At 29.2% G+C, this 12,426-nt stretch carries 11 protein-coding genes; 6 read left to right on the top strand and 5 right to left on the bottom strand.

What is annotated here, in order from left to right; translation table 4 throughout:
- The first annotated feature begins 1 nt into the window (after position 1).
- Positions 2-1,003 (top strand): hypothetical protein, encoded by a 1,002-nt coding sequence (locus T385_RS0100880; protein WP_029905667.1) that lies wholly within the window; start codon positions 2-4, stop codon positions 1,001-1,003.
- Positions 1,004-1,036: 33 nt separating this feature from the next.
- Here T385_RS0100880 and T385_RS03680 read toward each other — a convergent pair whose 3' ends face one another.
- Complete coding sequence (locus T385_RS03680) at positions 1,037-1,291, bottom strand: hypothetical protein (protein ID WP_156953940.1); 255 nt, start codon at positions 1,289-1,291, stop codon at positions 1,037-1,039.
- Between the two features lie 136 nt (positions 1,292-1,427).
- Here T385_RS03680 and T385_RS03675 point away from each other — a divergent pair, with 136 nt between their 5' ends.
- From T385_RS03675 to T385_RS0100860, 4 genes are all read left to right on the top strand, one after another.
- A complete protein-coding gene (locus T385_RS03675; RefSeq protein ID WP_156953939.1) occupies positions 1,428-1,703 on the top strand; it encodes a hypothetical protein in 276 nt (91 codons plus the stop codon).
- Positions 1,704-1,715: 12 nt separating this feature from the next.
- Positions 1,716-3,911: an ATP-dependent helicase gene (locus tag T385_RS0100870; protein WP_029905662.1), complete on the top strand. Its 2,196-nt coding sequence runs from the start codon at positions 1,716-1,718 to the stop codon at positions 3,909-3,911.
- The gene (locus T385_RS0100865) at positions 3,911-5,647 is read left to right on the top strand and encodes an MHO_4530 family protein (RefSeq protein ID WP_029905661.1); all 1,737 of its coding nucleotides are present in this window, start codon (positions 3,911-3,913) and stop codon (positions 5,645-5,647) included. The genes T385_RS0100870 and T385_RS0100865 overlap by 1 nt, the downstream gene beginning before the upstream one ends.
- Positions 5,648-5,711: 64 nt before the next feature.
- Positions 5,712-6,596 (top strand): DegV family protein, encoded by an 885-nt coding sequence (locus T385_RS0100860; RefSeq protein WP_029905660.1) that lies wholly within the window; start codon positions 5,712-5,714, stop codon positions 6,594-6,596.
- A gap of 40 nt (positions 6,597-6,636) precedes the next feature.
- Here the strand turns inward: T385_RS0100860 and T385_RS0100855 are convergent, their stop codons facing one another.
- From T385_RS0100855 to T385_RS0100840, 4 genes are all read right to left on the bottom strand, one after another.
- Complete coding sequence (locus T385_RS0100855; RefSeq protein WP_029905659.1) at positions 6,637-7,092, bottom strand: hypothetical protein; 456 nt, start codon at positions 7,090-7,092, stop codon at positions 6,637-6,639.
- A 109-nt stretch (positions 7,093-7,201) separates the two neighbouring features.
- Positions 7,202-8,284: a M42 family metallopeptidase gene (locus T385_RS0100850; RefSeq protein WP_029905658.1), complete on the bottom strand. Its 1,083-nt coding sequence runs from the start codon at positions 8,282-8,284 to the stop codon at positions 7,202-7,204.
- Between the two features lie 72 nt (positions 8,285-8,356).
- Positions 8,357-9,442, bottom strand: coding sequence for a M42 family metallopeptidase (locus T385_RS0100845; protein ID WP_029905657.1), 1,086 nt, complete (start codon positions 9,440-9,442; stop codon positions 8,357-8,359).
- A 283-nt stretch (positions 9,443-9,725) separates the two neighbouring features.
- Positions 9,726-10,772, bottom strand: coding sequence for an MAG5150 family histidine triad lipoprotein (locus T385_RS0100840; RefSeq protein WP_029905656.1), 1,047 nt, complete (start codon positions 10,770-10,772; stop codon positions 9,726-9,728).
- A gap of 292 nt (positions 10,773-11,064) precedes the next feature.
- On the opposite strand from T385_RS0100840, the gene cypl reads away from it, so the two are divergent.
- Entirely contained in the window at positions 11,065-12,423 is a 1,359-nt protein-coding gene (cypl, locus tag T385_RS0100835) for an ABC transporter thiamine pyrophosphate-binding lipoprotein p37/Cypl (RefSeq protein ID WP_029905655.1), read from the top strand.
- The last annotated feature ends 3 nt before the right edge of the window (positions 12,424-12,426 follow it).

The raw sequence follows: 12,426 nt of genomic DNA, 5'->3' as shown, positions 1-12,426 counted from the left end.
CATGAAAATATCATTAATATGTCCATCAATAGCGTCATCAAAACAATTGAAATCACTATTGAATGCTTTAGTTGAACAAGATTCGCAAGATTTTGAACTTATTTTAGTTTTAAGCAAAATTTCGTCAGATATGTATTCAAGACTAGACCGATATCTAAAATTCTTTGGTAGTAGATTAAAATTTGTAGTTAACAATAAAATAAATAACTCACAAAGTGATATTATTTCAAGCCTGCATTTGGTTAAAAGTACCTATGCTGCTGTTATTTTTGATGAAATTCACTTTAAACCTTGAACAGTTTCTAGAATGATTGAAATGATTCCGGAATCTGAACCTGAAATCATTGAATGAAAACCTAGATTAAGAGGAACAGTTCGTTGAAATGCTGATAACAGATTAGATGAAGATGTTGAATATGCTACTAATCAACATCCTGAAGTTTTAGCCTATTCTTACCCTTTTATTTTTAATAAATTAATCAAAAAAAGCCTAATAACACGTTTAGATACGATCCAAGGAAACAATCAATCTGATACTAAATTTTGCCTTGAATTAGCTTATACACTTTTAATTAATGCTAAAAGTTATTATCTAACCTCATTAAAAGGTCGAAAAGAAGATATCTCAATTCTAACTTGATTTAACCCAAGTATTTTTAATATGCAATTTGGTAGAATTAAAAATTACATCAAGTTTAATAATCTCAAATTAACACAAGAGATTGAATACGCATACCTTTACACAATGCGTTATTTAGTTGGTAATTTTCTACTAACCAGAAGATATAACTACTTAATTCCACTTTTAATCCTGGCTAAAAAAGCGAAATATGATGAACGTAGAAGTGAGAAATTTTTTGAAAAATTACACAAAATATTAAGTGATTTTCATAAAAATAATGAAAATTTCTTCGCAACTAACCACTATGTAAACCTCAACAATCATGAAGCAATGATCTTAAGGGGTCTACCGGAATTAGAAAATTGAGAAGTAATCTGATAATTTAATCAAAAGGAGAATAATGCACCAACATCGCTATGTTAATCCTTGATTTATGATGTTAGCAAATATAATTGATACTTTATTTTTATTTTCATTAATTATATTTCAATATTGGCTGCTAATGGCTTGAAATCAAGATATCTCACAACCTTCATCGCCATTAAGATGGTATATATTTTTGTGCTTTTCACTAGCAGATGTTTGATTATTATTCTTCATAATTCCGATTTTCAATAATGCTAAATCGATCGGATTAACATTATGCAAAATGCAAATTTTAAACCGCATTTCAACACCTAATTATTATCAAAACAGTTTCAAAAATAATATTATTCTCGTGTTAAGAAGACACTTATTAAGTTTATGATTTTTTACTATTCTCATCTTAATTTTTTTAATCACAATAAATAATGAAGAGATTTATTTGCTATCTCAAAAAGAACAAGATTTAAATAATAAATTAATAATAATAAAAAAAATCCTAGAGACAATCTCTGGAATTTGATTATTTTTAGGGTTATCTAATTATTTAATTTTGTTAATAACTAATGGTAAATTTAGCGTAATTAATGCCTTGTCTCAATCTATTGTTTGCTACCAAAAACACTATGATATAGCAGAAAAAGTAAATAGCAAAATTCTTGTACCTATAAAAATTAATAATGAAAAATATTATTTTTATAATGACCAAAACAACTAGTTAGGAGTAATAATGAATATAAAAGAGCAATTACTTTCGGAATTAAACAAAGAGCAACATGAGGCCTTACTATATTTTGATGGTCCCCTCCGGATCGTGGCTGGTGCTGGAAGTGGAAAAACTCGTGTTTTAACTCGTAAAATTGCATACTTGGTCACTGAGCTTGGTATTGATGAAAACTCAATTCTAGCTTTGACCTTCACTAATAAAGCTGCTAAGGAAATGGCTGCTCGTGTTGAATACTACCTAGAACATAAATATGAAAAAGTTGAAATCACAACTTTTCACTCTATTTGTGCCAAAATCTTACGCAAAGAAGCCATTCACTTAAATTTAAATCCTGATTTTCAAATCATTGATGATGCAGATAAAAAACAAATATTATCAAGAATTTTTAGAGCAAATGACATCGATGCACAAGAAATGTCATTTAATCGTGTAATCAATACAATTAGTTGAGCAAAAGGATTGCAACTTAATTCTTTTGATCTCTATGAAAAGCTGATGGAAGAAGAACCAGAAAATGAAGCTGCTAATAAAAAATTCGCTTCTATTTTTGAATCATATAATGAACAGCTAGAGGCAGATCAGTGTTTAGATTTTGATGATCTCATCATTAAAACGCATTCATTATTTACACGTTTTCCTGAAGTTGCAACATTGTGATCTCGGAAATATTCTCATATTTTAATCGATGAATTCCAGGATACATCTGCAACGCAATACGAAATTGTTAAAGCTCTTTCAAAAAGCGGTGCTCAAATAACTATCGTTGGTGATCCAGACCAAACAATTTATGGTTGAAGAGGTGCAGATGTTAACTTGATTTTAAACTTCGATAAGGATTTTACTAATACTAAAACCATTTTGCTTAACACTAATTACCGTTCAACAAAAACAATTCTAGATGCCGCCAACAAATTGATTAGTCATAATAAAAAAAGATTTTTGAAAGAATTAACAACCGAAAACCCACAAGGGGAAAGCATAGAATTCAACCATGCTTTTAGCATTGAAAGTGAAGCCAGGTGGGTTGTACAAAAAATCAATGAACTAAAACGCAACAAAATTCAACTTAAAAATATCGCCATATTTTATCGGTCAAATTACTATTCTCGTCAATTCGAAGAAGAACTAACTAGAGAAAATATTAATTATAAAGTTTTTAATGGCACTAAATTCTTCCAAAGAAGAGAAGTAAAGGATGCTTTAGCATTTTTACGAGTAATTTATGACGGTTCTGAAGTATCGCTTTTAAGGATAATTAATGTTCCTAGCCGTAATATTGGTGAAGTTAATCTTAATAAAATAATTGAATTCGCTCGCGAACAAAATAAACCACTTTTTCAAACTTTAATAGATTCATATAAAGAACTGCCGGTTAAAATTGATGTAAAGCGTAAATTAGTTGATTTTTTAAATAATATTTTACGATCAAGAAAAGCCTTAAAAAATAGTAAAGTTAACCCTATTCACTTAGTTTTATCGGATTTTTTAACCAAAATCGGTTATTTCGAACACCTTAAGGATGATGTATTGCTTAAAGGCACTGGAGCAGATAATGTCAACGAATTAATCCGTTCAATTAAGAGGTGACAGGAAATGAATCCTGAGAAAACACTAAAGGATTACATTGAATATGTTTCGCTTTTATCTGCTGGCGATGATTTTGACAACTCAACAAATTACGTAACATTAATGACAATACATGGTTCAAAAGGTCTTGAATTTGACAATATTTTCATTGTTGGATTGTCAGATAAAATCTTCCCTCATGTAAAATCACTGGAGAAAAATAAACCCGACTTAGCAGAAGAAGAACGACGTCTCGCTTATGTTGCTGTTACTCGGGCAAAACATCGTTTATTTTTAAGCGATAGCCGCGGATACTATGTCGGAACAAACGAACATAAACAACCATCAAGATTCATTAAAGAAATGGGTATAGATATCAATAAATTTATCCTTCATCAAGGTGAAGTTGGTATAAACTTCTCAGATATGACCGATGAAAAAGAAATTAAAAACCTTAATAAAAATATTTTACCAGGTGATATTATTAGTCACTCTTTCTTCGGTGAAGGCCAAGTTTTGGAGGTATTCAACGATACGATTGTCGCAACATTCCCTAATAAGGGAGACAAAATCTATACATTAGCTAAAAATCACCCTTCAATCAGACTTCTTAAAACCGATAAGGAGAGCTAATGAATAGCCATTTTCAAATTTTTATAACATCATCCATCCGCTTAAACTCAAACATTAGACCAAGTAATTTGTCAATTACACCAGAAACGGTTACTAAAAATACAGGCCATCTTTTAATCTTAATTGCCATTATTTTTGCTTTTATTTTTTTGGTCGCACTGCCATTAATAATTTATTTCATTAAACAAAGTATTAATAAAATTAACATAGATGGATTTTTAAGCTTTAAAATCGACATGGAAAATAAGGTTGTAATTCGCAACAGTTCAAAAGCATTATCGGATAGTTCAATGCTTGATATTAGCCAAGAGGGTGTAAAAACCAATAAATATATTGAATTAGATTATTTTTTATCGTTTTTTGACACCAAATCAAGACATCAATTGGAAAATTATTTATTTGGTGGCGAAAAACAAAAAAAAGTTTATTTCGAGGGACATTTTGCAAAAAACAAGATCAAACCTTATTTAAAAAAAATAAGTATGAAACTATATAAATTCACAGCTAGAAGCAGTATGGTTAGCTTTAGATTGTATTTTCAACCAGAAACCAATTCCTTTGTATGCAACATTTTTTGAGGATATAAGCATGATTTAGCTAATAAAAAAGTTTATACTGTAGTAAATAACCCAGCAGAACTAGTAAAAAAAGCATCATATCCATATTATTTAGTTTATGCTTTTAATCATAAAATAGATTATTATGTTAAAAAAATGAACTATTTTGACTACTTTAATATCATAAATTTAATGGGTATAACCAAAGGTGAAAATCACATAATTATTTATAAATTTATGGGCTCGATTCAAATTTTAGTTGGCTTCGATTCAATTACTGAATGCACCAAATCCCTTAAACGACATATTAGATATAAAGGAAAAGCATCAAATAATACTAAATATTTAAAATATTTCGACCAATATGTCCTTTTACAAGTGGTTAGACCAACAGAAGAAAACCAAGTATTAAACAACAACTATAAAATTAGATACTTACTAGATAATCTAAAAAATACAAATGATATTAACAAATTTGGATATTGAGCTTTTGGTGATATTGCACACGAAAAACCCTTTGCTAATTATTATAGTAAATTGCTTGAATACAATCAGCAACACCAACTACAGAATTACATCAAAAATGTTGTCCATGTAAAAACTTATGAATCACAAGAAAATACGAATATTGATTATCTAACCGCTGAAGTTGTAGGAATGGAAAAAGAGGATATTTGCTTCTTTGATAACGTTAATTGAAATAGACATTACTTTAATAGCCAAATTAATAATTTCTTATTATTAAGTAGAAATAAAGAAAAAATCAATATTATCGATACCACAGAAAACGATTTATTGCACAATATAACAACATACAAAGAAAAAAATTTAATATTTTTAATACGCGAAAGAAACATATCTGAACCCTTTAACATTGATAACATATTGAAATTAAGCAAAAAACTTAGTAGAAACCAAAAAATTGCTTTGTATATTGAAGAAATTTTCCCACAAACAAAGGTTTTGGCTCTAAAAAACAATGTCGATACTTTTGTAATTTCAGAAAAACTCACTAATTCGGTTCCTATAGACATTATAAAACTGACTTATTTATTCGATTTTATTGAAAGTATTAGTTCAGCGGGCAACATTAAATTAATTTATGAAAATCCTCCAAAAAATTTACCAAAAGAAATAAAGAAAAAACTTAAAATTAAATATGCGTATTGAAACAAATAAGTGTCTAATTCATTCTATTCCTTATTTTTTATGCTATTATTAATGATATTATTTTAGGAGATTTATGAAAAAACTCACATTTATATTCGATAGCTTCGTTTTTCATAATAATAAAGAAATAGAAGCATTAGGTTATCACTTCATCCCTTTAAAAGTCATAGTTGATGATAAAGTTTATGAAGATGGATTAAACAATAATGCCAAAGAAATGCTACAAATTTATGAAAATGCGAAATCGATTAAGACTTCATTGCCTAATATTGGAAAACTTGAAGAATTAGTGCATAAATTAAGCGAAGAATATGATGATATTGTCTATTTACCTATCTCATCTGCCCTTTCTTCTACATATTCAGTATCAAAGGTATTGGAAAAAGAATACCCTAAATTTCACGTAATAGACTCTTGTTGAGCTTCTGATATGCTTTTAGAAGGGGCAAAAATCATTCAAAAAATTTATGACAAAGACCAACACCTTAATAACGTCGAAAATGTATTAGATAAAATTAAAAAAGAATCATTAATGTATGTGCTTCTTGGCGATGTTGAATATTTTATTCGCGGCGGCAGAGTTGGTGGATTGAAAAAGTTCACTTTGAATGTCTTATCAAAACTTAGAATCTACCCTTTTGTTAAATTTCACTATAATATGGCTAGCGTAGCCGGCTTAATGAGAACTATGAAAAAAGGGGTTCAATCAGTGATTAATAAAATGCAAGAATTTGCTTTCAAAACAAAGAAAAACATAAAAAAAATCCAAGATTATTTCAAAATATTCATTGTAGAAGGCAATGATAAGGCTGTTATTGACACTGCTGATAGTGAATTATCAAAAATCGAAGCATCTTTCGATGCAAGATCTACGCTTTATGGGGCAGTAGCTGCTCACACAGGGCCAGGTGCCATTGCCATAGCATTATTTCCATCCGCTGATAAATTTACATATTAATATATAAATAATACGGAATATACTTCCGTTTTTTATTTTTTTAACTTCTTAAATTAGCGTTGCTTCGCTTTAAATAGACTAATTTAGGCAGATTCATATCGTCATTTAACCTTTCAGATATATGTCTAACTAATGATAGCTGACTTTGATAATCTAATATAGCACTATTTTTCTTCACATCAAAATCAACAGAGACTTGAGTTTTTAAATCTTTAGCAAGCATTTTAAAAATTTTCAAAGAATTAACATAAACATACTTATGCAAGCCATATGGCTTATCTTCGTTTAAGTATTCTAGTTGGATATCTTTACAGGTTTCTTGGGTATTTTTATCGTGTGCTTCAATAAAATATACATATTGTTCATCGGTTGCCACAGCGATAACAACATCGGAATTTAGCAATCCTCCCTTGATTGCTTTAGTAAATCCACTTTTTAGTAATATTGGTTTAACTAATGGTAAATCATTAGCTTGATTTTTTGATTTTTTTTGCATAATCTCATTTTAACTAAATCAAAATGCCAAAATTCTATTTTTTTCCTATTTTGTTATGCAACATAAATTATAAAAATATAGCCGCCATAGCTATATTTTTTAATTATTATTATTTATATTTAATAGCTTCAAGAGCTTTTTGATCAAAAAACTTTAAGAATTCTACCATTAAGCGAATTATTTCTTCCATATCGAAAAGTGAACAAACACCTAAAGGCGAGTGAAGATAACGTTGTGGAATAGAAATACCTATTGTAGGCACGCCACCTTTTCCGTATTGCAATTGAGCAGCATCTGTTCCGCCACCTTGGGCAACATATTTATATAATTTAATATCATATTTTTTGGCAAGTTCAGTTATTACTTTAACTAATTTAGGATCCATCATTGTGCCCGAATCCTGCATATTAATTGCAACGCCTCCGCCAAGTTTTGGAACACCTTTAATTGCTCCATAAGTATCATGAGATGCACCGGTGTCGATTGCAAAAGCAATATCTGGTTCTATAATTGAAATTGCAGTTTTAGCTCCTCTGCATCCAACCTCTTCTTGTACTGTACCAACAAAATAAGGTTGGTTAGGAAGTTTTTCATTAGCTAAACGGTTAATGATTTCGTCTAAAATCATTACACCAGCACGGTTATCCATCGCTTTACCAGCTACTAAATCCGGATTAAATAGTCTAATTGTTTCACCTGATACATAAATAACATCGCCTATTTCAACACCTAATTTTTCAGCTTCTTCTTTATTTTTAAATCCACAATCTACAAATAAATCTTTCATAGAAACTGCTTTATCAACTTTTTCTTTTTCTAAAATATGTATAGATGTATGTCCAAAAATTCCTAAAAACTCTTTGCCTTGTGAGGTAAGTAATTTTGCTTTTGTTCCCACAAATGCATTAGGTCAAATTCCGCCAATAGAAGCAACTCTTAATTGACCATTATCAAGAATATCTAGCACTGAAAAACCAACTTCATCCATATGTGCAGCTAGCATAATTTTTGGCCCATTATTATGGTCTTTTTTAGTTATGATTAATGATCCCATTCCATCGCGAGCATATAAAACATTAGCATTAGCTGTATTCTTTTTTAGTGATTCCACAACTTTTTCTTCATAACGAGAAACAGCATCGATTTCCATATATTCTTTAAGTTTAGTAAATAATTTTTCTCTATTATGCATAATTTTTTCTACCTTTCTTGTGTCAAATTAGTCTGTAGTGCAGTCTTTTTGGACACAAATATTTTTTTTATTTTATTTGTATGTTATTTTTTTATATTCTTCTTCATTCATGAATTTTAAAAATTCTGTGAGTAAATTAATTACCGCTTGTAAATCATTTAAGTCACAAACACCTAAAGGAGAATGTAAATATCTTTGTGGTATTGATATCGTTACAGTGGCTACTCCACCTTTTCCATATTGTAATTCTGCTGCATCTGTTCCGCCACCTTGGGCGACGAATTTATAGATTTTTATATTATTTTTTCTGCCTAAATCCATTAAAATTTCAACTAATTTAGGATCCATCATTGTCCCTCGATCTTGGACACGAATGGCGACACCATCACCTAATTTTTGTCTGCCACTAATAGCTTGATAAGTATCATGAGAAGCAGTAGTATCAATTGCAATCGCGATTTGAGGCTCAATTAACGATACTGCTGTTTTTGCTCCCCGAGTACCCACTTCTTCTTGCACAGTGCCAACAAAATAAGGTTGACACTTTAAATTTTCTTCTTTCAAATTATTAATTAAGCAATCTAAAACAGTTACACCAGCGCGGTTATCCATCGCCTTGCCCGCAACCAAATCTTTATTATGAAATCTAAAAACCTCGCCATGAAGCAAAATAATATTGCCAGGTTCTATTCCTTGAGCTTCCGCTTCAGCTTTATTACTAAAACCAAAATCAACAAATAACTCTTTCGTTTGAACGGCCTTGTTTTCTTTTTCTGCTTCTAAAATATGATATGAAGTGTGTCCAAAAACACCATAAAATTCCTTATTATCTGCAGTAATTAATTTAGCTTTAGTACCTATTATAGTGTTCGGCCAAATGCCCCCTACAGGCATTACAGTGATTTGTCCATTGTCTAAAATTTCTAAGACGCTATAACCAACTTCATCCATATGCGCAGAAATTAAAATCTTAGGACCTGTAAGACAATCTTTTTTAGTTACGATTAATGAACCGAGATTATCGTATGCATAATTTAATTTTTCATTAAATGTGTTATCTTTGATTTTTTGGGCAACCTTTTCTTCGTATCTCGAGATTCCTTCAATCTCCATATATTCTTTTAATTTCTTAAAAATTATTTCCTTATCTACTATCATAACTCTCCTTGTTATCGGTATAAGATAATTATATATTGATATAAAAATAATAATGATTTTAATTATAAAAAATTATGTATTTTTGCCTAAAGAACAGTTTTTATTTTTATATTTTTCGGTTGTAACTTTTAATAAAAATTGAGAACATTATTTCAAACCCGTATTTTGAAAAAATATGAAATTTGATATTTTTTTATTTTTATAAAATTTTATTTTTTTGTTTCTTAAAACACTATAGTACTGCGTTTTTGATAAAAAAAGAACCATAATGCTGGTTCATTTTTTATTTAATTTCGCTTCCGTCTGCTAATTTAACAGGGGGAAATGTAGCGGCAACATCAATTTGTTCATGTTTAGCCATTAATTTTAATTTTTCAATTAAAGCAATCGCCTCGCTTCTTGCACTAATTACATATTTGTAATATTCACTATTTTCACTTAAATCAATATTCATTAGCTTATCAAATTTAGCTATAAATTGTTTACCTTTGTTCTCGTCTGTAGCGATTTTTTCTAAGTTAGCTTTTTCTTGTGAATAACTATCTTTATATTTAGCTTGTAGTGTATACACATAATTTAAAATTTCTAGAACAATATTTGCTGTTGCATGTGAATGTGCATGACCATGATTATTCTTATTATCATCACCATTATCTAGATGATGGTCATTATCTAAATCAACCATTTTACGCACTTTTCAAATTCTTTCATCTGTGTTAGCGATAGCATTTGAAATAGTTTGATAATCTGATGTTAATGATTGCGCTATTTTACTTTTTTCGAGCACTTTATTTTGTTCAAACATAGATTTGTAGATTTTATAAAGCACTAAACTTTTATGTTCAGTTTGTTCGTTTAGAAAGTTGTTAAAATTATCCGTATTAGCCTTAAATTGTTTAATAGCGTCAATTGCGTGTTCAACCGTGTGTTCAACAGGTTCGTGTAATTTATGTAAAAATTCATTTGTCTTATTGGCATTATAAAATTTTTGTAAATCAGATAATAAGTCATCAGTTTTACCAGACATTTCTAAAATCTTTTCTGAAACAATATTGACAAAAAATTCATTAATAAATTTCTCTAAAATTGCTTTATTACTACTTTTTTCATCAATTTGCTTAAGTGATGAGTTTTTATATAAAAAGTTAGTTCGGTATGATAATAACATTGTTTTATATTCTTCGATTGTTTGTTTTAATTCTTTTTTAATATTTGAAAGATTATCTTCATCAACGTGAGATCCACCACCTTGGTTAGGATCTTTGCAACTAACTGCAATAGCTGGAACTAAAATAGTTGGAGCTAACAAACTTAAAAAAATTTTTTTCATTTTTTTCTCCTTTGTTTATCATTTCACTTTTATATATTCGCAACTTTATTATAAAACACTTTTAACTCCATTTATTATAATCTAGCGAATAAAAAGCATATTTCTATTAAAAATAAACAAAAAAACCAAGTTTTTTATTTTTTTAGCATCTTTGTATTAAAAATTAATTAGTAATTAATTATAATTAAATAGACAAGGGTGCCCAATTATGGCTGAGATTATACCTATTAGCAGATCATGGTAATTCATGCGTGGCTAGCAACATTTTTAATCCCTTGTCGAAAGGATTAAAATGAATTTAAAAAAGAAAATAATATTATCATCATGTATTTTAACGACTTCATCAGTTGTTTTTTTCGGATTAAGTTGCTCTAAAGTAAAAAAGGGCACTAATGGACCCGGAACCAAAGAATTTGTCGCTGGAAAATGAGATAATAAGATAACAATAATTAATTATGATATAAATCCAGGATTTAAAGCTGAAAATGGCCAAAAACAATTAGAAATTGAAACTAATTTTTTGGCTTTATTATCAAAAAGATTTAATGAACTTAAAAAGCAAAATGAGTTAACAAAAGATTTACCAGATGTTAAATTTAATATCCGAGTTGATAAGGATAAAGGCAACTACTTTAATCGATTACGTAGCAATAATAAAGATAATGATATTTATATAGCTAATTACACCACATATTATGCTAATTATTTAAACGCAAATGGAGAATACCAAAATAATGATCATATTAGAAAAATTGCACAAACTGCTACATTAAAATTTAAATGACAAAATGACGATAACGACTATTATACAGACGGATTAGCAACAGATAAGTACCGTATCCAAGCAGAAAAAAATAATGAAATTTGACATAAAAATACTGGATACGAATACCCAGAATGATATAAGGCTGTTGAAGAAAATAAATTACATTTTGACGGCTCAAAATACACCGACTTTTATCAAGAAAATAAACTTAGCTACGTATACCGTGGAGCAATTTATATTGCAGGAAATAAAGCAAAAAGAGATCAAATAATTAAAGATTGGGAGACTAAGGATTTTGACAAATTCATCAGTCATGGTATCGTATTTGAAAAAAACACTAGCTCAGGAAAATATAAATACCAAGTCGCTTTACTAGCTAGACATTTTAAAAAATCAATTAAAGAAATTAATGATTTGTTTGCCAGTGACAACCCTTTCATAGTTAAGGGCATAAAGGTTAAAGAACAATTAGGAAAAGCCACTAAAGGCAACAACCCTATTAAGCCTGCCATTGGTTTTGATGATGAAGGCGTATACAACTTTAGTGAAAGTAAAAAAGGCGAAAAAAATTATCAACCTGATGGCTTCCAAGAAGGCAAAAGTTATGATGATCCAAACAATGAAGTAATTAGAGTTTTAACTTTTACAAACCCTGCTGGTTATAATGTAGCTTTAGGCCGTAGTGGATTATCAAAAACACAATCAGAATTAATCTCAAAAGCCCTTCAATCTCTAACTTTAGAAGAAAATACCTATGGTATCTATTCAGGGTATAATAAATTTACAGCCATAAATGATGATTTATTTAAAAAATTTGTTCTACTGCAAAAACAAGCTGAAACAACACAAGATTTAGTAAATGATATTCCAGAAGTAACTATTTAAGGG

This window comes from Mycoplasmopsis opalescens ATCC 27921, assembly GCF_000712185.1.
GTDB classification, from domain to species: Bacteria; Bacillota_I; Bacilli_A; order Mycoplasmatales; family Metamycoplasmataceae; genus Mycoplasmopsis; species Mycoplasmopsis opalescens.
The sequence above is the reverse complement of the archived record's forward strand: the minus strand, read 5'-3'. Positions and strand labels throughout refer to the sequence as shown.